This is a genomic window from Streptomyces sp. NPDC127068, from assembly GCF_042724695.1.
GTDB lineage: Bacteria > Actinomycetota > Actinomycetes > Streptomycetales > Streptomycetaceae > Streptomyces.
In genome coordinates this window covers 73,315-94,267 of the sequence record NZ_JBHXEN010000004.1, presented here as the reverse complement: position 1 = coordinate 94,267, position 20,953 = coordinate 73,315, and the positions used below count along the sequence as shown (strand labels likewise).

At 68.2% G+C, this 20,953-nt stretch carries 31 protein-coding genes; 1 reads left to right on the top strand and 30 read right to left on the bottom strand.

Going from position 1 to position 20,953, the window contains the following annotated elements:
- Positions 1-83: 83 nt before the first annotated feature.
- From ACFWIA_RS03580 to rplM, 4 genes are all read right to left on the bottom strand, one after another.
- A complete protein-coding gene (locus ACFWIA_RS03580) occupies positions 84-1,928 on the bottom strand; it encodes a protein-arginine deiminase domain-containing protein (RefSeq protein WP_387000171.1) in 1,845 nt (614 codons plus the stop codon).
- 232 nt (positions 1,929-2,160) lie between these two features.
- Entirely contained in the window at positions 2,161-3,540 is a 1,380-nt protein-coding gene (gene glmM / locus ACFWIA_RS03575) for a phosphoglucosamine mutase (RefSeq protein ID WP_386999971.1), read from the bottom strand.
- 301 nt (positions 3,541-3,841) lie between these two features.
- Positions 3,842-4,363 carry a 30S ribosomal protein S9 gene (rpsI, locus tag ACFWIA_RS03570; RefSeq protein ID WP_386999969.1) on the bottom strand — a complete coding sequence of 174 codons (522 nt, stop codon included), beginning with the start codon at positions 4,361-4,363 and terminating at the stop codon, positions 3,842-3,844.
- 41 nt (positions 4,364-4,404) lie between these two features.
- Complete coding sequence (rplM, locus tag ACFWIA_RS03565; RefSeq protein ID WP_386999967.1) at positions 4,405-4,848, bottom strand: 50S ribosomal protein L13; 444 nt, start codon at positions 4,846-4,848, stop codon at positions 4,405-4,407.
- Positions 4,849-5,129: 281 nt separating this feature from the next.
- Between rplM and ACFWIA_RS03560 the strand changes: the two genes are divergently transcribed.
- On the top strand, positions 5,130-5,999 hold the full coding sequence (locus ACFWIA_RS03560; RefSeq protein ID WP_386999965.1) for a hypothetical protein: 870 nt from the start codon (positions 5,130-5,132) through the stop codon (positions 5,997-5,999).
- Between the two features lie 15 nt (positions 6,000-6,014).
- Here ACFWIA_RS03560 and truA read toward each other — a convergent pair whose 3' ends face one another.
- The 26 genes from truA to rpsS form a co-directional block, all read right to left on the bottom strand.
- Entirely contained in the window at positions 6,015-6,881 is an 867-nt protein-coding gene (gene truA, locus ACFWIA_RS03555) for a tRNA pseudouridine(38-40) synthase TruA (protein WP_386999963.1), read from the bottom strand.
- 97 nt (positions 6,882-6,978) lie between these two features.
- Positions 6,979-7,494 carry a 50S ribosomal protein L17 gene (gene rplQ, locus ACFWIA_RS03550; protein WP_385493597.1) on the bottom strand — a complete coding sequence of 172 codons (516 nt, stop codon included), beginning with the start codon at positions 7,492-7,494 and terminating at the stop codon, positions 6,979-6,981.
- A gap of 228 nt (positions 7,495-7,722) precedes the next feature.
- Positions 7,723-8,745: a DNA-directed RNA polymerase subunit alpha gene (locus ACFWIA_RS03545; RefSeq protein WP_003966937.1), complete on the bottom strand. Its 1,023-nt coding sequence runs from the start codon at positions 8,743-8,745 to the stop codon at positions 7,723-7,725.
- 146 nt (positions 8,746-8,891) lie between these two features.
- Complete coding sequence (gene rpsK, locus ACFWIA_RS03540) at positions 8,892-9,296, bottom strand: 30S ribosomal protein S11 (protein ID WP_003948617.1); 405 nt, start codon at positions 9,294-9,296, stop codon at positions 8,892-8,894.
- A 64-nt stretch (positions 9,297-9,360) separates the two neighbouring features.
- Positions 9,361-9,741 (bottom strand): 30S ribosomal protein S13, encoded by a 381-nt coding sequence (rpsM, locus tag ACFWIA_RS03535; protein WP_385493598.1) that lies wholly within the window; start codon positions 9,739-9,741, stop codon positions 9,361-9,363.
- Between the two features lie 190 nt (positions 9,742-9,931).
- On the bottom strand, positions 9,932-10,045 hold the full coding sequence (gene rpmJ, locus ACFWIA_RS03530) for a 50S ribosomal protein L36 (RefSeq protein WP_003974245.1): 114 nt from the start codon (positions 10,043-10,045) through the stop codon (positions 9,932-9,934).
- Between the two features lie 77 nt (positions 10,046-10,122).
- Positions 10,123-10,344 carry a translation initiation factor IF-1 gene (gene infA / locus ACFWIA_RS03525; RefSeq protein ID WP_003948620.1) on the bottom strand — a complete coding sequence of 74 codons (222 nt, stop codon included), beginning with the start codon at positions 10,342-10,344 and terminating at the stop codon, positions 10,123-10,125.
- Positions 10,345-10,577: 233 nt separating this feature from the next.
- Positions 10,578-11,414, bottom strand: coding sequence for a type I methionyl aminopeptidase (gene map, locus ACFWIA_RS03520; protein WP_385493600.1), 837 nt, complete (start codon positions 11,412-11,414; stop codon positions 10,578-10,580).
- 504 nt (positions 11,415-11,918) lie between these two features.
- On the bottom strand, positions 11,919-12,569 hold the full coding sequence (locus tag ACFWIA_RS03515) for an adenylate kinase (RefSeq protein ID WP_385753615.1): 651 nt from the start codon (positions 12,567-12,569) through the stop codon (positions 11,919-11,921).
- Complete coding sequence (secY, locus tag ACFWIA_RS03510) at positions 12,569-13,882, bottom strand: preprotein translocase subunit SecY (RefSeq protein WP_386999960.1); 1,314 nt, start codon at positions 13,880-13,882, stop codon at positions 12,569-12,571. Before secY ends, ACFWIA_RS03515 begins: the two co-directional genes overlap by 1 nt.
- 188 nt (positions 13,883-14,070) lie before the next feature.
- On the bottom strand, positions 14,071-14,526 hold the full coding sequence (gene rplO / locus ACFWIA_RS03505; RefSeq protein WP_385493604.1) for a 50S ribosomal protein L15: 456 nt from the start codon (positions 14,524-14,526) through the stop codon (positions 14,071-14,073).
- A 2-nt stretch (positions 14,527-14,528) separates the two neighbouring features.
- Entirely contained in the window at positions 14,529-14,711 is a 183-nt protein-coding gene (gene rpmD, locus ACFWIA_RS03500) for a 50S ribosomal protein L30 (protein WP_031096390.1), read from the bottom strand.
- Positions 14,711-15,316 carry a 30S ribosomal protein S5 gene (gene rpsE, locus ACFWIA_RS03495; protein WP_016645168.1) on the bottom strand — a complete coding sequence of 202 codons (606 nt, stop codon included), beginning with the start codon at positions 15,314-15,316 and terminating at the stop codon, positions 14,711-14,713. The genes rpmD and rpsE overlap by 1 nt, the downstream gene beginning before the upstream one ends.
- Before the next feature lie 41 nt (positions 15,317-15,357).
- Positions 15,358-15,741, bottom strand: coding sequence for a 50S ribosomal protein L18 (gene rplR, locus ACFWIA_RS03490; protein WP_385493605.1), 384 nt, complete (start codon positions 15,739-15,741; stop codon positions 15,358-15,360).
- Between the two features lie 3 nt (positions 15,742-15,744).
- The gene (gene rplF / locus ACFWIA_RS03485; protein ID WP_385493606.1) at positions 15,745-16,284 is read right to left on the bottom strand and encodes a 50S ribosomal protein L6; all 540 of its coding nucleotides are present in this window, start codon (positions 16,282-16,284) and stop codon (positions 15,745-15,747) included.
- Positions 16,285-16,308: 24 nt separating this feature from the next.
- A complete protein-coding gene (rpsH, locus tag ACFWIA_RS03480) occupies positions 16,309-16,707 on the bottom strand; it encodes a 30S ribosomal protein S8 (protein ID WP_043443042.1) in 399 nt (132 codons plus the stop codon).
- A 238-nt stretch (positions 16,708-16,945) separates the two neighbouring features.
- Positions 16,946-17,131, bottom strand: a complete 186-nt coding sequence (locus ACFWIA_RS03475; RefSeq protein ID WP_003948630.1) for a type Z 30S ribosomal protein S14 — start codon at positions 17,129-17,131, stop codon at positions 16,946-16,948.
- Between the two features lie 5 nt (positions 17,132-17,136).
- Positions 17,137-17,694 (bottom strand): 50S ribosomal protein L5, encoded by a 558-nt coding sequence (rplE, locus tag ACFWIA_RS03470; protein ID WP_385493607.1) that lies wholly within the window; start codon positions 17,692-17,694, stop codon positions 17,137-17,139.
- On the bottom strand, positions 17,694-18,017 hold the full coding sequence (gene rplX / locus ACFWIA_RS03465) for a 50S ribosomal protein L24 (protein ID WP_010036713.1): 324 nt from the start codon (positions 18,015-18,017) through the stop codon (positions 17,694-17,696). The genes rplE and rplX overlap by 1 nt, the downstream gene beginning before the upstream one ends.
- Before the next feature lie 2 nt (positions 18,018-18,019).
- Positions 18,020-18,388: a 50S ribosomal protein L14 gene (rplN, locus tag ACFWIA_RS03460; RefSeq protein WP_003998823.1), complete on the bottom strand. Its 369-nt coding sequence runs from the start codon at positions 18,386-18,388 to the stop codon at positions 18,020-18,022.
- Between the two features lie 99 nt (positions 18,389-18,487).
- Positions 18,488-18,772, bottom strand: a complete 285-nt coding sequence (gene rpsQ, locus ACFWIA_RS03455; protein ID WP_073792871.1) for a 30S ribosomal protein S17 — start codon at positions 18,770-18,772, stop codon at positions 18,488-18,490.
- On the bottom strand, positions 18,772-18,996 hold the full coding sequence (gene rpmC, locus ACFWIA_RS03450; protein ID WP_059079052.1) for a 50S ribosomal protein L29: 225 nt from the start codon (positions 18,994-18,996) through the stop codon (positions 18,772-18,774). The genes rpsQ and rpmC overlap by 1 nt, the downstream gene beginning before the upstream one ends.
- Complete coding sequence (gene rplP / locus ACFWIA_RS03445) at positions 18,996-19,415, bottom strand: 50S ribosomal protein L16 (RefSeq protein ID WP_033319640.1); 420 nt, start codon at positions 19,413-19,415, stop codon at positions 18,996-18,998. The genes rpmC and rplP overlap by 1 nt, the downstream gene beginning before the upstream one ends.
- Before the next feature lie 3 nt (positions 19,416-19,418).
- Positions 19,419-20,267 (bottom strand): 30S ribosomal protein S3, encoded by an 849-nt coding sequence (gene rpsC / locus ACFWIA_RS03440; protein WP_385493609.1) that lies wholly within the window; start codon positions 20,265-20,267, stop codon positions 19,419-19,421.
- Complete coding sequence (gene rplV / locus ACFWIA_RS03435) at positions 20,267-20,614, bottom strand: 50S ribosomal protein L22 (protein WP_385493610.1); 348 nt, start codon at positions 20,612-20,614, stop codon at positions 20,267-20,269. Before rplV ends, rpsC begins: the two co-directional genes overlap by 1 nt.
- Before the next feature lie 50 nt (positions 20,615-20,664).
- Positions 20,665-20,946 (bottom strand): 30S ribosomal protein S19, encoded by a 282-nt coding sequence (gene rpsS, locus ACFWIA_RS03430; protein WP_003948639.1) that lies wholly within the window; start codon positions 20,944-20,946, stop codon positions 20,665-20,667.
- Positions 20,947-20,953 lie beyond the last annotated feature (7 nt).

The window sequence follows — 20,953 nt, the reverse complement described above, 5'->3', positions numbered from 1 at the left end:
CCCAGCCCCGCCCCGCCCCGAACGGCGAAGGGCGCGGGAGCCGCCCGGCCCCCGCGCCCACTAGCTCACCGGCTCACCCGTGACTACCGCCACCAGGCCCGGGAGACGTCCCGCAGCACGTTCGTGCCGCAGTGCACCTCCCCGCCCCACAGGTGGTACGAGTAGTAGTCGTCGATGTAGGCGGTGGTGAACCCGGCGCCGGCGTAGGCCCGCCGCACCGCCTCACCGAACAGGTCCTTGCCGCCGATCACGGGCCCCCACTGCTGGGGCGCGAGGTACCGGTCGTTGCTGAGGACGACACCGTTCACGGCCCCGGGCAAGTACGCGATGGTGCGTGGCGGCGCCCCGGGAGCGAACGCGCCGGGCCCCTCGTTCGTACCGAGTCCGGGCCGCACCAGCGGCGAATCGCCCTGACCGAGCCGGCTCAGACCCGCCCGCGCACCGATGCCGTCGGGCATCTCGTACTCCGCGAACAGGGCCGGCACCCGGACGATCTCCGCATCGGTGATGCCCGTCTCGCGCTTGAGCACCTGAAGGTTCTCGGCGATCTTCGCGGCGGCCCGCTCGTTGCCGGCGAGGAACTTCGGGTCGGCGAGCACCTTGTTGATGGTGGCCCGGGACACCTTGATGCCCAGCCGGTCGGGCGCCGAGAACAGCCGCTTGGCCCCGTTGCCCGCGGCCTTGGCGTCCTTCAGCAACTGCACGCCGGCCGTGGGGTCCGCGAGCCCGAGGCGCCAGCCGCGCGGGGTGTCCGCGGGCAGGAACTGGACGAACTCGTCGACGTGTCCGACCTCCAGCCACGAGGTGTCCAGCATGAGGGGCGACTGCTGGCCCTGCGACTTCAGGAACGTGGTCATCGACTTCGCCGGGCGCGAGTTCACATCGGGCCGGTGCCCCATGATGATCCGCCCCGCCGGGTACGAGGCGCCGCCGTGGGCGTACGGCGGGATGGTCTCCAGGTTGCCCATGGAGTTCAGGGTCCACTCGTCATTGGCGGCGGGCCGCGCCACCTCGACGACCCCGATGCCCGGGCCGCGCAGCTTCGCGTACAGCTGCCGTCCCGAGTCGCGGTCGGGCTGCGCCGAGCGGATCATCACCCGCAGGGCGTGGGCGCGGCCGTTCGCCCCGGTCATGCTGACGTACCCGGGCTCCACGAAGTCCTGCGCCCACACGTCGTCGGTGTCGAACTTGCGCACCGGCTTGGTGATCCCGGCCGCCTTGACCTCGCGTTCGAGCCGCGTGATGAACTTGTGCTGCTCCGCCACCATGCCAGGCAGGAAGGCTTCCCGCGTCTTGGAGACCAACACCTCCTTGGCCTTCTGGAGGTGATGGTGGGTCAGCACGGGTGCGGTGCGCAGCGTGACGTCGTCGCTGTCGTTGGCGCCGCCCCCGCTGAGGGCGAACCTCACCCGTACGGTGCCGTCCCAGCGGGCGGCGTCGCGCACCACGTCGGTGGCCTCGACGCCGAGTTCGACCCCGCGCCGCAGTTCCGCGGCGGTGAGCTTGGTGGTGGGCTTGAGGTGCTTCCAGCCGTTCGACCGCTTGACGAACAGCCGGGCGCGGGAGGCGTCGCCCCGTACGGTGACCGTGCCGGTGGTGGCGTCGGCCACCCCGGGCTGGGGCACGGTCCGCAGCCGGGCGAGGTCGTCGGCGTCGCGGGCGCCGTTCAGCACGGAGTCCGCGGCGTCGTGACAGGCCGCCAGCTTGGCGTCCGGCAGGGGGCGGCCCTGACCGTCGCGCAGCTTGCAGCGACGGTCGTCGTCGTCGATGTTCGGCAGGACGACCGCGCCGCGGGCCCGGGTCCAGGTGTTCTCGCCCGGGACGTCCGAGTTGCCGCCGACGTCCACCGTGCCGTCCCGGTTGACGTCCGCCCGCAGGTCGGCGCGCGGTGCCGGCTCCGCGGGCGCCGCGACCGCCTGGGTGTTCATGGTCCCCAGCAGTGCCCCGGCAACTCCGGTGGCCACGGCCGTGGTTCTCCAGCGTCGAGTACCCAAGAGGGCCCCTCCTTGTTCGCGTTCTTTCCCTGGCCTTCAGGGGGAAAGAGTGCGGGGAGGGGCCCTGGGGTTGAGAGCGGTGACGGAGTGGTTCCGGATCGAAGCCGACGGACGGACCCCCACCGCGACGAGGGGCGCCGGAAGTCGTACCTTCCGGCGGCGGGGTTCAGCCCAAGGAGGACTTGACGACGTCCGCGAGTCGGCCCCCGACCGAACGCGCCTGGTCGATGTCGGCGGCCTCGACCATCACCCGCACCAGCGGCTCGGTGCCCGAGGGGCGCAGCAACACCCGTCCGGTGCTGCCCAGTTCGCGTTCCGCCTCGGCGACCGCGGAGGCCAGTTCGGCGGAGGTGCCGACCCGGGACTTGTCCACGTCCGGCACGTTGATGAGGACCTGCGGCAGGCGCTCCATGACGGCGGCGAGGTCCGCGAGGGTGCGCCCGGTGCTGGCGATCCGCGCGGCGAGCATCAGACCGGTCAGGGTGCCGTCCCCGGTGGTCGCGTGGTCGAGGATGATGACGTGCCCGGACTGCTCGCCGCCGAGGGCGTAGCCGTGTTCCTTCATGGCTTCCAGGACGTAGCGGTCGCCGACCGCCGTCTGGACGAACTCCAGCCCCTCGCGTTCCATGGCGAGCTTGAAGCCGAGGTTCGACATGACGGTGGCCACGACCGTGTCGGAGCGCAGCGCGCCCCGCTCCCGCATCGCCAGCGCGAGCACGGCGAGGATCTGGTCCCCGTCCACCTCGGCGCCCGTGTGGTCGACGGCCAGGCAGCGGTCGGCGTCCCCGTCGTGGGCGATGCCCAGGTCGGCGCCGTGCTGGACGACGGCGGCCCGCAGCAGCCCGAGGTGGGTGGAGCCGCAGCCGTCGTTGATGTTGAGCCCGTCGGGTTCGGCGCCGATGGTGACGACCTCGGCACCGGCCCGGGCGAACGCCTCTGGGGAGACCCGGGCGGCGGCGCCGTGCGCCTCGTCCAGGACGACCTTCAGCCCGTCCAGCCGGTTGGGCAGCACCCCGATCAGATGGGCCACGTACTGGTCGAAGCCCTCGTCGTAGCTGCGCACCCGGCCGACTCCGGCCCCGATCGGCCGCTCCCAGCCGGCGCCCTCCCCGCGCTCCCCGGCACAGGCCGCGTACTCGGTGTAACGGGCCTCGATGGCGTTCTCCAGCTCGTCCGCGAGCTTGTGCCCACCGCGGGCGAAGAACTTGATGCCGTTGTCGGGCATGGCGTTGTGGCTGGCGGAGAGCATCACCCCGAGGTCGGCGCCGAGCACCCCTGTCAGATAGGCGACGGCGGGCGTGGGCAGCACCCCGACCCGCAGCACGTCGACTCCCGCGCTGGCGAGACCGGCGACGACGGCGGCCTCCAGGAACTCCCCGGACGCCCGCGGGTCCCTACCGACCACCGCGACCGGGCGATGGCCCTCGAAACCGCCCGCTTCGCCGAGCACGTGCGCCGCGGCGACGGAGAGTCCGAGCGCGAGCTCGGCCGTCAGATCCGCGTTGGCGACGCCGCGCACGCCGTCCGTGCCGAAGAGTCGTCCCACTGGTGTCCTCCGAACATTCGCGCCCCTCACCAAGAGGCACCGGAAATCATCCGAACATACAAACCCTGGGCGCAGCGGACGTCTGCCCCGCACCCCACACCGCACGCACCACCCGGCCGCCGGGACGGACCGGAGAAAGCGTGTGCACACATCCGAACACACGGAGCCGCCGGTACGTTTATCGGCCCGGAGTTCCCGACACCTGTATACGCCCGAAACGGCCGTAAAACGAACGCCCCGGCTGCACAGAGGCGTGCCGCCGGGGCGAACGGGTGGTGCGAGCGGATGGCTCCGCCGGGGTCTAGCGCTTGCTGTACTGCGGAGCCTTGCGGGCCTTCTTCAGACCGGCCTTCTTCCGCTCGACCGCGCGGTCGTCGCGGCGCAGGAAGCCGGCCTTCTTGAGGGCGCCGCGGTTGTTGTCCACGTCGGCCTCGTTCAGCGCACGGGCCACGCCGAGGCGCAGGGCACCGGCCTGACCGGAGACACCGCCGCCGGAGATGCGGGCGACGACGTCGTAGCGGTCGTCCAGCTCCAGAACCTTGAACGGCTCGTTGACTTCCTGCTGGTGCACCTTGTTGGGGAAGTAGTCCTCAAGGGTGCGACCGTTGATCTTCCACTTGCCGGAGCCCGGAACGATCCGGACGCGGGCGATGGCGTTCTTGCGACGGCCCAGGCCCGCGGCCGGCTGCGGGTCGCCGAAGCGGCCCGCCAGGCTCTCGGACGTGTACTCGCCCTCGACGGGGATCTCCGTCTCGGTGGTGTACTGCTCTACGTCAACAACCTCGGTCTCGTCGAGAGGCTGCTCAACGGTGGTCTCGGCCACGATTCTCCTCAGATTCTGTTCAGTCTTAGGGGTGGCCGGAACTACTGCGCGACCTGGGTGATCTCGAACGGCACCGGCTGCTGGGCAGCGTGCGGGTGCTGGTCGCCCGAGTAGACCTTCAGCTTCGAGAGCATCTGACGGCCGAGGGTGTTCTTCGGCAGCATGCCCTTGACGGCCTTCTCGACGGCCTTCTCGGGGTTCTTGGCGAGCAGCTCGTCGTAGCGGACGGAGCGCAGACCACCCGGGTAGCCAGAGTGGCGGTACGCCATCTTCTGGGTCTTCTTGTTGCCGGACAGGTGCACCTTGTCCGCGTTGATGATGACGACGAAGTCACCGGTGTCGACGTGGGGCGCGTAAATCGGCTTGTGCTTGCCCCGGAGGAGGGACGCGGCGGTCGACGCCAGACGGCCCAGGACGATGTCCTGGGCATCGATGACGTGCCACTGGCGGGTCACATCGCCGGGCTTGGGGCTGTACGTACGCACGGTTCGTAGCCTTCGCTTCTTCAGTGAGTGGGTCCTGACAAGGCCACCGAAGACGATCACGACAGCCATGGCCGCACATCGGTGACGCAACCGAGTGCTTGCCGCTGGTCATCAGCCCGGTGGACCGGTGTAAGGGCCCCTCACGTGAGAATGAGCAAGCCAATACACATAACGAAGCAGCAGAATACCCACCCCCACCCGGACGGGTCAAAACGATCGTGGTCGGCGACCGTCCCGGACGGCCCGGACGGCCCCCGAATCCCGCCAGTACACTGCGGCCCATGAGTTTTGGGCAGGGCCAGGGGGGACCCTCGTGGGACTCCGGTAACCCGAACACACCACAGCAACCGGACACCCCGGACTGGGCGGCCCTCGCGGACGCCTCCGCCAGCCGCAACCGCCGCAAGCGCCTGCTCCTCGTCGGCGGCGCGGTCCTCGCCACCCTGGCGGTCGGCGCGGCCGTCGCGGCGGCGGTCGTGAACGCGGACGGGGGCGAAACGGACGACGCACGGCCCGGCTCCCTGCCGCCCTCCGTCTCCGACCCGGCGAGCGAGAGCACCGGCCCCGGCCCCTCCTTCGAGGCGACCACGCCCCCGCCCCCGCCGGACCCCAAGGAGTTCGTCTCCAGCGCGGACAAGGACAAGGCACCGATCAGCGCGGACACCCTCTTCCCCGACTCCCGGCTGACCGTGGGCCCCCTGATCTACGAGAAGGGCGCCACCGGCAGCACCGACAGCTGCGCCAGCGTCACCCGCGGTGACCTCGGCAAGGTCCTCACCGGCAACGGCTGCACCCGACTGATGCGGGCCACTTACACCAGGGACGGCATCGCCGTCACCGTCGGCGTCGCCCTGTTCGAGGACGCGACGAAGGCCACCAGGGCCAAGGACCAGGCCGACAAGGGCAACCTGCTCTCCCTCAGCGGCTCCGGCGTCTCCGGCTTCTGCAACACCACGATCTGCCGGACGACCACGAACGCGTACGGCCGGTACGCGTACTTCACGGTCGCCGGGTACACCAACGGCAAGAACGTGACCCCGCAGGACCGCGCGGTCTACCGCACCGGCGACGACCTCGCCGAGTTCACCTTCCGGCAGATCATCCGCCGCGGCGAGGCCCAGGCGTCCGCCGCCGCCGAGAACCCCCTGTGACGCACCGCCGCGGGGTCAGCAGCACCCCGCGGCGCCCGCACCCGGCAGCGTCCGCTTGTTGCGGGCCTCCCGACTGCGCGCGGCGAGCAGGTCGTCAGCGGGGTAGGCGACCTCCTCCAGGGTCAGCCCGTGCGGACGGACCACGTGCACCGCGGAGTCCCGCACCCCGGCCGCCAGCACCTTCGCGGGCCACTCGGGGCCCCGGTGCCCGTCCCCGACGAACAGCAGCGCCCCGATCAGCGAGCGCACCATGTTGTGACAGAACGCGTCGGCCCGCACCGTCGCGGTGACGACGCCCGCGCCGTCCCGCTCCAGGTGCAGCTCCTGGAGGGTGCGGATGGTGGTGGCCCCTTCGCGCCGCTTGCAGTACGCGGCGAAGTCGTGCTCCCCCACCAGTCCGCGGGCCGCCTCGTTCATCGCCTCGACGTCCAGCGGCCAGTCGTGCCACAGCACGTGTCCGCGCAGCAGCGGGTCCACCCCGCCCGGATGATCGGTCACCCGGTACGCGTAGCGCCGCCAGATCGCCGAGAACCGGGCGTTGAAGCCGGCGGGGGCCGGCGCGACCCGCCACACCCGCACGTCCTTCGGGAGCCGCCCGGCGAGCCGCTTCAGCAGCTTCTCCCGGTGCTCCTCCCACACCCCGACCGGCAGGTCCACGTGGGCGACCTGGCCCCGCGCGTGCACCCCGGCGTCGGTACGCCCGGCGACGGTCAGCTCGTAGGAGGCGTCCCCCGACCGGGTCACGGTCCGCAGGGCGTCCTCGACGACGCCCTGCACGGTGCGCCGCCCGCCGGCCTGCTTGGCCCAGCCCGAGAACTCCGCACCGTCGTACGACAGGTCCAGCCGCACCCGGACGAACCCGGGCTCCACCTCGTCACTCACACCCTCATCCTCCCAGCTCACAGGGGTACGAACGGAAGACAGACGAAAGCGGGCCCGCCCCGGGAAGGGGGCGGACCCGCTCAGGCACGCATCAGCGTCAGGCGTCCTTGGACTCGCCCTCGGCGGGCTTGGCGTCCTCGACGACCTCGACGGTCTCGTCGGCCTTCGTCTCGGCGACGTCCTTCTTCAGGGCGTCCTCCTTGACGGCGCGCTTGGTCGCGGCCTCGGCCTCACCGGTGGCCTCCTGCGCCACGGTCAGCGCCTCCACCAGCTCGATGACCGCCATGGGCGCGTTGTCGCCCCGACGGTTGCCGATCTTGGTGATACGGGTGTAACCACCCGGGCGGTTCTCGTAACGCGGGCCGATCTCCGTGAAGAGCGTGTGCACGATGCTCTTGTCGGTGATGACCTGGAGCACCTGGCGGCGGTTGTGAAGGTCGCCCTTCTTCGCCTTGGTGACCAGACGCTCGGCGTAGGGCCGCAGACGGCGGGCCTTCGCCTCGGTGGTGGTGATGCGGCCGTGCTCGAAGAGCGACTTGGCGAGGTTCGCCAGCAGCAGCTTCTCGTGCGCGGCGCTGCCGCCCAGACGGGCACCCTTGGCGGGCTTCGGCATGGTGTTTCTCCTTGTGTGCTGCACCGGCCGTGTCAGGTACCGATGACAGTTCCCGCGAGGCGGCCGCCCCACGGAAGTACATGGCGTCCGTGGTCACCCTACGAGCGATGACGACGGTCCGCGTTTCCAGCCCGTCCGGCGCTTGAGGACAAGGCCGCAAGCCGGGCCTGAACAAAAACCACCCACCGACGGAAAGCCCGAGCAACCCCGGGCCCCGCCGGACGGCGACTAGTACTGCTCGGTCTCCACGAACCCGGCATCCGCGTCGTCGTCCGCGCCGAACGCGTCCGCAGCGGCGGTCGGGTCGAATCCGGGCGGGCTGTCCTTGAGCGCCAGGCCCATGCCGGCCAGCTTCGCCTTGACCTCGTCGATGGACTTCGCACCGAAGTTGCGGATGTCCAGCAGGTCCGCCTCGGACCGGGCGACGAGCTCACCCACGGAGTGGATGCCCTCGCGCTTGAGGCAGTTGTAGGAGCGGACGGTGAGTTCCAGCTCCTCGATCGGCAGCGCGAGGTCGGCGGCCAGGGCGGCGTCCGTGGGGGACGGGCCCATGTCGATGCCCTCGGCGTCGATGTTCAGCTCGCGGGCGAGACCGAACAGCTCGACCAGGGTCTTGCCGGCCGACGCCATGGCGTCACGGGGACGCATGGCCTGCTTGGTCTCGACGTCGACGATCAGCTTGTCGAAGTCGGTGCGCTGCTCGACTCGGGTGGCCTCGACCTTGTACGTGACCTTGAGGACCGGCGAGTAGATCGAGTCGACCGGGATGCGGCCGATCTCCTGGCCGACCTGCTTGTTCTGCACGGCGGAGACGTAGCCGCGACCGCGCTCGACGGTCAGCTCCATCTCCAGCTTGCCCTTGCCGTTGAGCGTGGCGAGGACGAGGTCGGGGTTGTGGACCTCGACACCGGCCGGGGGCGCGATGTCGGCGGCGGTGACCAGACCCGGGCCCTGCTTGCGCAGGTACATCACGACCGGCTCGTCGTGCTCCGAGGAGACGACCAGCTGCTTGATGTTGAGGATCAGGTCGGTGACGTCCTCCTTGACGCCCGGCACGGTGGTGAACTCGTGCAGGACCCCGTCGATGCGGATGGACGTGACCGCCGCACCGGGGATGGAGGAGAGGAGCGTACGGCGCAGGGAGTTGCCGAGGGTGTAACCGAAGCCCGGCTCCAGCGGCTCGATCACGAACCGGGAACGGAACTCGTCGACGACCTCTTCGGTCAACGAGGGACGCTGAGCGATCAGCATGGGGTGATCAGATCCTTCTCTCGTGGACGCCCGCTATTTGACGTCCGACGGTTACTGCGTAGAACAAGGGTACGGGCGGCACGCCCCAGGAAGGCAGCGTGTCGCCCGAAGTCCTCACCAACCACAGATGCGCGAGGCACCTGAGGTCAGACGCGCCTCCGCTTGGGCGGACGGCAGCCGTTGTGCGGAGTCGGGGTGACGTCCTGGATGGAGCCGACCTCAAGACCGGTGGCCTGGAGCGAACGGATCGCGGTCTCACGGCCGGAGCCGGGACCCTTGACGAACACGTCCACCTTGCGCATGCCGTGCTCCTGCGCGCGGCGGGCGGCCGACTCGGCGGCCATCTGCGCGGCGAACGGAGTCGACTTGCGGGAGCCCTTGAAGCCGACGTGGCCGGCGGAGGCCCAGGAGATCACGTTGCCCGTGGGGTCCGTGATCGAGACGATCGTGTTGTTGAACGTGCTCTTGATGTGCGCGTGGCCGTGAGCGACGTTCTTCTTTTCCTTGCGGCGCACCTTCTTGGCGGCACCCTGACGACCCTTGGGGGGCATCTGTTTCTCCTACGGGAGGTGGTCGGTCCTACAGCGAAGACCGCTGACTAGCGTCCGCTGAGGACTACTTCTTGCCCGGCTTCTTCTTACCGGCAATGGCGCGACGCGGGCCCTTGCGGGTGCGGGCGTTGGTGCTGGTGCGCTGTCCGTGGACGGGCAGGCCGCGACGGTGACGGAGACCCTGGTAGCAGCCGATCTCGACCTTGCGGCGGATGTCCGCCTGGATCTCGCGACGGAGGTCACCCTCGGTCTTGAGGTGGTTGTCCACGTACTCGCGGATCTTGACCAGCTCCTCTTCGGAGAGGTCGCGAACGCGGGTGTTCGGGTTCACACCGGTCTCGGCCAGCGTCTGCTGGGAAAGGGTCCGGCCGATGCCGAACACGTAGGTGAGGGCAACCTCCACGCGCTTTTCGCGCGGGATGTCAACACCGGAAACGCGTGCCATTCAATGGCTCCAGTTGATATTCGGAGGTCTTCCGCAGGACCGATCCCCTACCGCCGACCCCTTCGGGTGGTACGGAGCGGGTCCCCGGCCTCCGACCGGGGGTGTCGGACCGCTGACGGCCCGGGTCCTGCGTATGTACATGTCTGCTGCGTCGCGCGAGTTCTGCGGGTGCAGAAGGTGCGGTCGTGCGTCAGCCCTGGCGCTGCTTGTGGCGCGGGTTGTCGCAGATGACCATGACCCGACCGTGACGGCGGATCACCCTGCACTTGTCGCAGATCTTCTTGACGCTCGGCTTGACCTTCATGGGTGTGAGGTTCTCCGGGTCAGTGCCATCACCCCGAACGCGGACCGAACGGTCCGATCCCGGGGTTAGGGCAAGATCTACTTGTAGCGGTAGACGATCCGGCCACGCGTCAGGTCGTACGGAGACAGCTCCACCACGACCCGGTCGTCAGGGAGGATGCGGATGTAGTGCATGCGCATCTTGCCGCTGATGTGTGCCAGGACCTGGTGGCCGTTCTGGAGCTCGACCTTGAACATGGCGTTCGGAAGAGACTCGACGACAGTGCCCTCGATCTCGATGGCACCTTGCTTCTTGGCCACGCTTCGCCCTTCGAATCGACTACCTTGGCCGGCCCCACTTCACCCGGCGACCACATGCGGACATGCAGACATGCGGGTACAAGAGGGCCGACGAGTCAGTCTACGTCAGCGCCCCAGGAAAGACGAATCGAGGAATGATGCCCCACGACGGAGATCCTTAAGCGAACCGACACGGGGACACCACTCCCGTGGACGTGCACGTCACGGGCCCCCGCGGGGGCCCGGCCGGGCGGTCAGGCCAGCGGGTCCGGGGCGGCCGTGATCCCGTACTCGGCGAGCTTCGCCCGGCCGCAGTCGGGGGCGGTGAGCACCAGCGGACCCTCCTCCGTCAGCGCCACGGAGTGCTCCCAGTGCGAGGACCAGGTGCCGTCGGTGGACACCACCGTCCACTCGTCCTCCAGCACCGCGGTCTTCGGCGTGCCGAGCGACACCATGGGCTCGATGGCCAGGCAGAACCCGGGCACCAGCTTGGGCCCCTTGCCCCGGCGGCGCTCCACGTAGTTCAGCAGGTGCGGGTCCATGTGCATCTCGGTGCCGATGCCGTGCCCGCCGTAGTCCTGGACGATGCCGTACTTGCCGCCGCCGACCCGCGGCTGACGGCGGATGTACGTCTCGATCGCCCGGGAGATGTCCACCAGGCGGTTTCCCGCCTTCATCGCGGCGATCCCGGCCCACATGGACTCCTCGGTCACCCGGGACAGCTCGACCAGCTCCGGAGCGTGTCCGGACCCGACGAACGCGGTGAACGCGGCGTCGCCGTGCCAGCCGTCCACGATCGCCCCCGCGTCGATCGAGATCAGGTCGCCGTCCTTCAGGACCACCTCGTCGCTCGGGATGCCGTGGACGACGACCTCGTTGACCGAGGTGCAGATGGTGGCCGGGAAGCCGCCGTAGCCGAGGAAGTTCGAGGTGGCCCCGTGCTCGGCGATGACCTTGCGGGCCACCTGGTCCAGGTCCTTGGTGGTGGCCCCGGGGACCGCGGCCTCACGCGTGGCCGCGTGCACCGCGGCGACGACCAGGCCCGCCGCCCTCATCTTGGCGATCTGGTCGGGGGTCTTGATCTGCACCATGGCGGCGGGGGCCTTTCTGCAACGGTTCTCGGTCCCTCCCCACGATAGTTCCCTCCGGGGGGCTCGCCGCCGGGTGCGCTGCGGTGACCCGCGCAGTTCCCCGCGGGTGCGCTGTGGTGGCCCGCGCCGTTCCCCGCGCCCCTACCGGGGCCCGTCCTGCCGCGGGTGCGCTCTCCCGTGCGGGTGCGTCGGGGTTGCCCTGGCGCGGGTGCGCTGTCGCCTGCGGGGGCGTGGGGGTTGCTCGCGCCGTTCCCCGCGCCCCTGTCGGGGCCCGACCTGCGGACGACGGCGGCGAAGAGGAGCGCCCGTTCAGGGGCGCGGGGAACTGCGCAACAGCGGGACGCACCCCGCAGGACAACGCACCCCGAGCACAGCGCACCGATAGGGGGCGCGGGGAACGGCGCGGGGAACCGCAGCGCACCCGCAGGGGAACGGAACGGGCCCCGGTGGGGGAACCTGGGAGGGTTCCCGCGCCGGGGCCCGGACGGATCAAACGTCAACGCATTACCGCGAGGTCAACGCGGACATCGCCCGCGCAGTGACCTCCTCGACCTTCCCGAGCGCGGAGATGGTCACGACCAACCCCTGCTCCCGGTAGTAGTCGATGATCGGCTCGGTCTGCGTGTGGTAGACCTCCAGCCGCTTGCGCACCGTGGTCTCGCTGTCGTCCTCACGCTGGTACAACTCCCCGCCGCAGACGTCGCAGACGCCCTCGGTCGCGGGCTGCTTGTACGTCACGTGGAAGACGTGGCTGGAGTCCTTGCGGCAGATGCGCCGCCCGGCGATCCGCTTGACCACCTCGTCCTCGGGGACCTCGAGGTCCAGGACCGCGTCCAGCTTCATGGACTCGGCCGCGAGGGTCTCGTCCAGCGCCTCGGCCTGCGAGACGTTCCGCGGGAACCCGTCCAGCAGGAAGCCGCGTTCGGCGTCCGGCTGCTCCATGCGGTCCTTGGCCATCCCGATGGTGACTTCGTCCGGAACCAGGTTGCCCGCGTCCATGTACGACTTGGCCTGCTTGCCGAGCTCCGTGCCCTGGCTGATGTTGGCACGGAAGAGGTCGCCCGTGGAGATGTGCGGGATCGACAGGTTCTTGGCGAGGAACGCGGCCTGCGTACCCTTGCCCGCACCGGGCGGCCCGACGAGGACGATTCGCATCAGCGGAGGAACCCTTCGTAATTGCGCTGCTGGAGCTGGCTCTCGATCTGCTTCACCGTCTCCAGACCCACGCCGACGATGATGAGGATGCTGGTGCCACCGAACGGGAAGTTCTGATTGGCACCGAAACCCGCCAACGCCATTGTTGGCACCAGAGCGATCAGCCCCAGATACAGCGAACCCGGCCAGGTGATCCGGTTGAGTACGTAGCTCAGATACTCAGCGGTCGGTCGGCCAGCCCGGATGCCCGGGATGAAGCCACCATACTTCTTCATGTTGTCCGCGACTTCCTCGGGGTTAAACGAGATCGCGACATAGAAGAAGGCGAAGAAGACGATCAGCAGGAAGTACGTGGTGATGTACATCGGAGAGTCCATCTCCGCGAGGTTCCGCTCGATCCAGGTCTTCCAGCCCGACGTGCCGCCCGCGAACTGGGCCACGAGTGCCGGGATGTACAGCAGTGACGAGGCGAAGATGACCGGGATCACACCCGCCTGGTTGACCTTCAGCGGAATGTATGTGGAGGTGCCGCCGTAGGACCGGCGGCCGATCATCCGCTTCGCGTACTGCACCGGGATGCGGCGTTGGGCCTGTTCGACGAAGACCACGAGGGCCACCATCACCAGGCCGACCAGGATGACGACGCCGAACTCGATCCAGCCGTCGGCCAGCTTGCCCTGCTCCTTGATCGTCCACAGCGCCCCGGGGAAGGTCGCGGCGATCGAGATGAACATGAGGATCGACATGCCGTTGCCGATGCCGCGGTCGGTGATGAGCTCACCGAGCCACATGACGACGGCCGTACCGGCGGTCATCACGATGACCATCGTGACGGTGACGAAGATCGACTGGTCGGGCACGATCTCGCCGGCCAGGGAACAGCCTTGGAAGAGGGTGCCGGTGCGCGCGGTGGCCACGAGTCCGGTGCCCTGGAGGACGGCCAGAGCCATCGTCAGGTACCGGGTGTACTGCGTAATCTTCGCCGTACCGGCCTGGCCCTCCTTCTTGAGGGCTTCCAGCCGCGGGATGACCACGGTCAGCAGCTGGAGGATGATGCTCGCCGTGATGTACGGCATGATGCCTAGCGCGAAGACCGTGATCTGCAGCAGCGCGCCGCCACTGAGCATATTGACCAGTCCGAACAGGCCCTGGCTGGATTTGGCCTGGTCTACACAGAACTGGACATTCCCGTAGTCGACGCCGGGAATTGGCACGTGTGTACCAATCCGGTAGATCACGATGATGCCGAGCGTGAAGAGCAGCTTCTTGCGCAGGTCGGGCGTCTTGAACGCCCGGGAGAACGCGCTGAGCACGGTGCCTCCTGCGACCCCCGCGCACGTGCGTCAGAGGTGACGGTCTTGAGGTTTCGACGTATGGGTAAGGAACAGATAGACAACAACGCTCGCCACCTTACCGGCGACCGCACGCCCCTTGGAACGACCAACCGGGGATACCCCTTTTGTGGGGTATCCCCGGTCGGGATCGATCAGGTCATCGTGGCTCAGACGAGCTCGGTGACGGTACCGCCGGCAGCGGTGATCTTCTCCTTGGCGGATCCGGAGACGGCGTCAACCGTCACCGTCAGCGCCACGGAGACCTCGCCCTGTCCGAGGACCTTGACGAGACTGTTCTTGCGAACGGCACCCTTGGCGACCAGGTCGGCAACGGTGACCTCCCCACCCTCGGGGTAGAGGGCGGCGAGCTTGTCCAGGTTCACGACCTGGTACTCGGTCCGGAAGGGGTTCTTGAAGCCCTTGAGCTTCGGGAGACGCATGTGGAGGGGCATCTGGCCACCCTCGAAGCGCTCCGGAACCTGGTAACGGGCCTTGGTGCCCTTGGTACCACGACCGGCCGTCTTACCCTTCGACGCCTCACCACGACCGACACGGGTCTTCGTGGTCTTGGCGCCGGGGGCGGGACGGAGGTTGTGGAGCCGCAGCGGGTTCTGCTCCGCCATGATCAGTCGACCTCCTCGACCGTCACGAGGTGGCGGACGGTCTGCACCATGCCGCGGAACTCGGGACGATCATCCTTGACGACCACGTCGTTCAGGCGCTTGAGCCCGAGCGAACGCAGGGTGTCACGGTGGTTCTGCTTGCTACCGATGTACGACTTCGTCTGCGTGATCTTGAGGCGAGCCATTACGCACCCGCTCCCGCACGTGCACGCAGCAGGGCCGCGGGGGCCACGTCCTCGAGGGGCAGACCGCGGCGGGCCGCGATCTCCTCGGGACGCTGGAGGCCCTTCAGGGCCGCCACGGTGGCGTGCACGATGTTGATCGCGTTGTCGGAGCCGAGCGACTTCGACAGGATGTCGTGGACGCCGGCGCACTCGAGCACCGCGCGCACCGGGCCACCGGCGATAACGCCCGTACCGGGGGAAGCAGGCTTGAGCAGGACGACGCCCGCAGCCTTCTCGCCCTGGATCGGGTGGGGGATGGTGCCCTGGATGCGGGGGACCTTGAAGAAGTGCTTCTTGGCCTCCTCAACACCCTTGGCGATGGCGGCCGGCACCTCCTTGGCCTTGCCGTATCCGACACCCACGGTGCCGTCACCATCGCCCACCACGACCAACGCGGTGAAGCTGAAGCGACGACCACCCTTCACAACCTTGGCGACGCGGTTGATCGCGACGACGCGCTCAACGTACGCGGTCTTCTCGGCGGCAGCTGCGCCGCCGTCACGGCCCTTCCGGTCCCGCCGCTCGCCGCCACCGGCACCGCCACCGCGGCGCTGGGGTCCAGCCATTGGAATTACCTCTCTCTGTTTCCGCTAGCTACGAGGGCTGGCTAGAACTTCAGCCCGGCCTCGCGGGCGGCGTCGGCCAGGGCGGCGATGCGCCCGGCGTACTGGTTGCCGCCGCGGTCGAACACGACGGTCTCAACGCCGGCGGCCTTGGCGCGCTCGGCGACCAGGGAACCGACCTGCTTGGCCTGCGCCGACTTGTCACCCTCGCCACCACGAATGCTGGTGTCCAGGGTCGACGCGGACGCAAGGGTGTGACCCTTGAGGTCGTCGATGACCTGAGCGATGATGTGACGGTTCGAGCGCGTCACGACCAGGCGAGGACGCTCGGCCGTACCGGAGACCTTCTTGCGAATCCGGATGTGACGGCGCTTGATCGCGGCGCGCTTGTAGGCGTCGCCCTTGGCGATCTTCGTTCCGTATGCCATGGCTTACTTACCCGCCTTTCCGACCTTGCGGCGGATGACTTCGCCCTCGTACTTGACGCCCTTGGCCTTGTACGGGTCGGGCTTGCGAAGCTTGCGGATGTTGGCCGCGACCTCGCCGACCTTCTGCTTGTCGATGCCCTCGACCGAGAGACGGGTCGGGGACTCCACCTTGAAGGTGATGCCCTCGGGCGCCTCGACCGTGATCGGGTGGCTGTATCCCAGCGCGAACTCCAAGTTGGAGCCCTTCGCCTGGACGCGGTAACCGACACCGCTGATTTCGAGCTTCTTCACGTAGCCCTGGGTCACGCCGGTGATCATGTTCGCCACCAGCGTGCGGGACAGGCCGTGGAGGGCCTTGTTCTGCCGCTCATCGTTGGGGCGGGTCACCTGGAGGGTGCCGTCTTCGCCCTTTTCGATCGCGATCGGGGCCACAACGGTGTGGGTCAGGGAACCCTTGGGGCCCTTCACCTGAACCGTGGGACCGTCGATGGTGACGTCCACGCCGGCGGGAACCGTGATGGGGAGCTTGCCAATACGCGACATAGCTGTTTCCTCCGTTCCCTTCCGCTACCAGACGTAGGCGAGGACTTCCCCACCCACGCCCTTCTTGCCGGCCTGCTTGTCGGTGAGGAGCCCGTGCGACGTGGAGATGATGGCCACGCCCAGGCCGCCGAGCACCTTCGGCAGGTTGGTGGACTTCGCGTACACCCGGAGTCCGGGCTTGGAGATCCGCTTGATGCCCGCGATGGAGCGCTCACGGTTGGGGCCGAACTTCAGCTCCAGGACGAGGTTCTTGCCGACCTCGGCGTCCTCGACCTTCCAGCCCGTGATGAAGCCCTCCTGCTGGAGGATCTCCGCGATGTGAGACTTGATCTTGCTGTGCGGCATGCCCACGGAGTCGTGGTACGCCGAGTTCGCGTTACGCAGACGCGTCAACATGTCTGCGATCGGATCAGTCATGGTCATGAATTGGCCTTCGGCCTCTCTCGCCGGGGTTTCCTGTATGCGCCATCCCTCTCCCCACACAGGGGCGGGACGGGTGCGGCGCGGGGACCTACGGCGTAGTAAGCGTTGTCAGCGGGCCGTGAGGCCCGCGTGTGTACGGGCGGCAGACGCCCAACCCTCCTAGCCTAAGCCATGGAGGGCCGGGCCCCTGCCTGCCCTATGCCTACCGAGAGCGTCCGGTCGTTCCCCGAAGGGGGAACTACCAGCTGCTCTTGGTCACGCCCGGCAGCTCGCCGCGGTGAGCCATCTCACGAAGGCACACGCGGCAGAGGCCGAACTTGCGGTAGACGGAGTGCGGACGACCGCAGCGCTGGCAGCGCGTGTAGCCACGCACACCGAACTTGGGCTTGCGGGCGGCCTTGGCAATCAGAGCCTTCTTCGCCATCTCGCTCACGCCTCCTTGAAGGGGAAGCCGAGGTGACGGAGGAGCGCGCGGCCCTCAGCGTCGTTGGTCGCCGTGGTGACCACGGTGATGTCCATACCCCGGACGCGGTCGATCTTGTCCTGGTCGATCTCGTGGAACATGACCTGCTCCGTGAGACCGAAGGTGTAGTTGCCGCGGCCGTCGAACTGCTTCGGCGACAGGCCACGGAAGTCGCGGATGCGCGGGAGCGCGAGCGACAGGGTGCGGTCCAGGAACTCCCACATGCGGTCACCACGGAGGGTGACGTGGGCGCCGATCGGCTGGCCCTCGCGCAGCTTGAACTGCGCGATGGACTTGCGGGCCTTGGTCACGGCGGGCTTCTGACCGGTGATCGTGGTGAGGTCCTTGATGGCACCCTCGATCAGCTTGGAGTCGCGGGCGGCGTCGCCCACACCCATGTTGACCACGATCTTGACGAGGCCCGGCACCTGCATGACGTTCTCGTGCGAGAACTCCTCACGCAGCTTGCCGATGATCTCCTCGCGGTACTTCGTCTTGAGACGCGGGATGGTGGTGGTCGTCATCAGATGTCCTCACCCGTCCGCTTGGCAACGCGGATCTTGTTGCCCTCGTCGTCGAAGCGGTACCCGACGCGGGTGACGACCTTCTTGCCGTCCTTCTCCACGACGAGCTGAACGTTGCTCACGTGAATCGGGGCCTCGGTGGTCACGATGCCGCCGGCCTGGGAGCCGCGGGCCGTCGGACCGGCCTTGGTGTGCTTCTTGACCCGGTTGACACCCTCGACCAGGACGCGGTCCTCGCGGGGGAAGGCCGCGATGACCTTGCCCTGCTTGCCCTTGTCCTTACCGGTGATGACCTGTACCAGGTCGCCCTTCTTGATCTTCATGCTTACAGCACCTCCGGCGCGAGCGAGATGATCTTCATGAACTTCTTCTCGCGCAGCTCACGGCCGACCGGGCCGAAGATACGGGTGCCGCGGGGGTCGCCGTCGTTCTTCAGAATGACGGCGGCGTTCTCGTCGAAGCGGATGTACGAGCCGTCGGGACGGCGGCGCTCCTTGACGGTGCGAACGATGACGGCCTTGACGACGTCACCCTTCTTCACGTTGCCACCGGGGATCGCGTCCTTGACGGTGGCGACGATGACGTCACCGATGCCCGCGTAGCGACGACCGGAGCCACCGAGAACACGAATGCAAAGGATTTCCTTCGCGCCCGTGTTGTCGGCGACGCGCAGTCGCGACTCCTGCTGGATCACGTCTATCTCCTGTTTGTCTGCCGGTTCCCCGGGGGCCGCTTGCGGCGGCCCCCGGAGCCTGGCGGAACGGTACTCGCGGGGTTACCCCCTACGAGTTGATTACTTGGCCTTCTCGAGGATCTCGACGATGCGCCAGCGCTTCGTCGCGGACAGCGGCCGGGTCTCCATCAGGAGGACACGGTCGCCGACACCCGCGGCGTTCTGCTCGTCGTGCGCCTTGAGCTTGTTCGTACGGCGGATGACCTTGCCGTACAGGGCGTGCTTCACGCGGTCCTCGACGGCGACGACGACGGTCTTGTCCATCTTGTCGCTGACGACAAGGCCCTCACGGGTCTTGCGGAAGCCGCGGGCGGCATTCTCTTCAGTCACGTTCTTCTCGCTCATCAGGCGTTCTCCACCGTCTCGATGCCGAGCTCACGCTCACGCATGAGGGTGTAGATCCGGGCGATGTCCTTGCGGACGGCCTTGAGCCGGCCGTGGTTCTCGAGCTGGCCCGTCGCCGCCTGGAAGCGGAGGTTGAACAGCTCTTCCTTGGCCTCGCGGAGCTTGTTGAGGAGCTCCTCGTTGCCCAGCTCGCGCAGCTCGGACGCCTTGGTACCGGCCGACATCACGCTTCACCTGCCTCGCGCCGGACAATGCGGCACTTCATCGGAAGCTTGTGAGCAGCGCGGGTAAGCGCCTCACGCGCAATCTTCTCGTTCGGGTAGGACAGCTCGAACATCACCCGGCCGGGGTGAACGTTCGCGACCCACCACTCGGGCGAACCCTTACCGGAACCCATGCGGGTCTCGGCGGGCTTCTTCGTCAGCGGACGGTCCGGGTAGATGTTGATCCAGACCTTGCCGCCACGCTTGATGTGACGGGTCATCGCGATACGAGCGGCCTCGATCTGACGGTTCGTCACGTAGGCCGGAGTAAGCGCCTGGATGCCGTACTCGCCGAACGCGACCGTCGTCCCGCCCTTGGCCTGACCACGCCGCTTGGGGTGGTGCTGCTTGCGGTGCTTGACCCTACGGGGGATCAGCATGGGTCAGCCCTCCGTTCCGGTGCTCTCAGCGGCCGGAGCGGCGGTCTCGGCGGGAGCCTCGGCCTTGGGAGCCTCGGCAGCGCCACCGGACTGCTGCTGCGGCCGACGGCCACGGCCGCCGCGCTCGCCACCGCGGCCACCACGGCCACCGGCGGGACGGTCGGCACCGCCACGGGCCGGGCGGTTGCCGGCACGGGCGGCGGCGTTCTCGGCGCGGACCTCGGCGATGTTCTTGACGTCGCCCTTGTAGATCCACACCTTGACGCCGATGCGACCGAAGGTGGTCTTGGCCTCGAAGAAGCCGTAGTCCACGTTCGCCCGGAGCGTGTGCAGGGGCACGCGGCCCTCGCGGTAGAACTCCGAGCGGGACATCTCGGCGCCGCCGAGACGGCCACCACACTGGATCTTGATGCCCTTGGCGCCGGCCTTCATCGCCGACTGCATGCTCTTGCGCATGGCACGGCGGAAGGAGACGCGGGAGGACAGCTGCTCGGCGACGGCCTGGGCCACCAGCTGAGCGTCCGTCTCCGGGTTCTTGACCTCGAGGATGTTCAGCTGGACCTGCTTGCCGGTCAGCTTCTCCAGGTCGCCGCGGATACGGTCGGCCTCGGCGCCGCGGCGGCCGATGACGATGCCCGGACGCGCGGTGTGGATGTCGACGCGGACGCGGTCACGGGTGCGCTCGATCTCCACCTTCGAGATGCCGGCGCGCTCCATGCCGGACGTCATCATCCGACGGATGGCGACGTCTTCCTTGACGTAGTCCTTGTACAGCTTGTCGGCGTACCAACGGGACTTGAAGTCCGTGGTGATGCCGAGCCGGAACCCATGCGGGTTAACCTTCTGGCCCATTACCGGGTTCCTTCCTTGCTGCTGACGACCACGGTGATGTGGCTGGTCCGCTTGCGGATCCGGTAGGCACGGCCCTGAGCACGCGGACGGAACCGCTTCAGGGTCGGGCCCTCGTCGACGTACGCTTCGCTCACGACGAGCGAAGTGGCGTCCGTGTGGTCGTAGTTGTGCGCGGCGTTGGCAATGGCGCTGTCCAGCACCTTGCCCACCGGCGCACTCGCGGCCTGCGGGGCGAAACGCAGGACCGCCTGAGCCTCCGTGGCGTCCATGCCACGGATCAGGTCCACCACTCGGCGGGCCTTCATGGGCGTGACGCGGATGTACCGCGCCTGGGCCCTGGCTTCCATGGTTGTCCCTTCAGTGTCTGACACGTTCGTCATAGGTCGTTCACCCGCTGTTAGCGGCGCTTCGACTTCCGGTCGTCCTTGACGTGACCCCGGAAGGTGCGCGTCGGCGAGAACTCGCCGAGCTTGTGGCCGACCATCGACTCGGTGACGAACACCGGGATGTGGGTCTTGCCGTTGTGCACCGCGATCGTGTGGCCGAGCATGGCCGGGACGATCATCGAGCGACGGGACCAGGTCTTGATGACGTTCTTGGTGCCGGCTTCGTTCTGTACGTCCACCTTCTTGATCAGGTGGTCGTCGACGAAGGGCCCCTTCTTGAGACTGCGCGGCATCTGAACC

Coding starts and splice junctions, on each gene's coding strand:
- map (WP_385493600.1), bottom strand. CDS start 11,414: ATGGTGCAGATCAAGACCCCCGACCAGATCGCCAAGATGAGGGCGGCG.
- rpmC (WP_059079052.1), bottom strand. CDS start 18,996: ATGTCGGCCGGTACCAAGGCGTCCGAGCTGCGCGAGCTGGGCAACGAG.
- rplV (WP_385493610.1), bottom strand. CDS start 20,614: ATGGAAGCCAGGGCCCAGGCGCGGTACATCCGCGTCACGCCCATGAAG.
- rplP (WP_033319640.1), bottom strand. CDS start 19,415: ATGCTGATCCCCCGTAGGGTCAAGCACCGCAAGCAGCACCACCCCAAG.
- rpsM (WP_385493598.1), bottom strand. CDS start 9,741: ATGGCACGCGTTTCCGGTGTTGACATCCCGCGCGAAAAGCGCGTGGAG.
- rpsS (WP_003948639.1), bottom strand. CDS start 20,946: ATGCCGCGCAGTCTCAAGAAGGGGCCCTTCGTCGACGACCACCTGATC.
- rpmJ (WP_003974245.1), bottom strand. CDS start 10,045: ATGAAGGTCAAGCCGAGCGTCAAGAAGATCTGCGACAAGTGCAGGGTG.
- rpsH (WP_043443042.1), bottom strand. CDS start 16,707: ATGACCATGACTGATCCGATCGCAGACATGTTGACGCGTCTGCGTAAC.
- rpmD (WP_031096390.1), bottom strand. CDS start 14,711: ATGGCTCGCCTCAAGATCACGCAGACGAAGTCGTACATCGGTAGCAAG.
- rplO (WP_385493604.1), bottom strand. CDS start 14,526: ATGGCGGAGCAGAACCCGCTGCGGCTCCACAACCTCCGTCCCGCCCCC.
- rpsQ (WP_073792871.1), bottom strand. CDS start 18,772: ATGAGCGAGAAGAACGTGACTGAAGAGAATGCCGCCCGCGGCTTCCGC.
- rplQ (WP_385493597.1), bottom strand. CDS start 7,494: ATGCCGAAGCCCGCCAAGGGTGCCCGTCTGGGCGGCAGCGCCGCGCAC.
- ACFWIA_RS03545 (WP_003966937.1), bottom strand. CDS start 8,745: ATGCTGATCGCTCAGCGTCCCTCGTTGACCGAAGAGGTCGTCGACGAG.
- ACFWIA_RS03475 (WP_003948630.1), bottom strand. CDS start 17,131: ATGGCGAAGAAGGCTCTGATTGCCAAGGCCGCCCGCAAGCCCAAGTTC.
- rplE (WP_385493607.1), bottom strand. CDS start 17,694: ATGACGACCACCACCATCCCGCGTCTCAAGACGAAGTACCGCGAGGAG.
- ACFWIA_RS03515 (WP_385753615.1), bottom strand. CDS start 12,569: ATGCGAATCGTCCTCGTCGGGCCGCCCGGTGCGGGCAAGGGTACGCAG.
- rplR (WP_385493605.1), bottom strand. CDS start 15,741: ATGGCATACGGAACGAAGATCGCCAAGGGCGACGCCTACAAGCGCGCC.
- rplX (WP_010036713.1), bottom strand. CDS start 18,017: ATGAAGATCAAGAAGGGCGACCTGGTACAGGTCATCACCGGTAAGGAC.
- ACFWIA_RS03560 (WP_386999965.1), top strand. CDS start 5,130: ATGAGTTTTGGGCAGGGCCAGGGGGGACCCTCGTGGGACTCCGGTAAC.
- rpsE (WP_016645168.1), bottom strand. CDS start 15,316: ATGGCTGGACCCCAGCGCCGCGGTGGCGGTGCCGGTGGCGGCGAGCGG.
- rpsK (WP_003948617.1), bottom strand. CDS start 9,296: ATGCCCCCCAAGGGTCGTCAGGGTGCCGCCAAGAAGGTGCGCCGCAAG.
- rpsC (WP_385493609.1), bottom strand. CDS start 20,267: ATGGGCCAGAAGGTTAACCCGCATGGGTTCCGGCTCGGCATCACCACG.
- rplF (WP_385493606.1), bottom strand. CDS start 16,284: ATGTCGCGTATTGGCAAGCTCCCCATCACGGTTCCCGCCGGCGTGGAC.
- ACFWIA_RS03580 (WP_387000171.1), bottom strand. CDS start 1,928: ATGAACACCCAGGCGGTCGCGGCGCCCGCGGAGCCGGCACCGCGCGCC.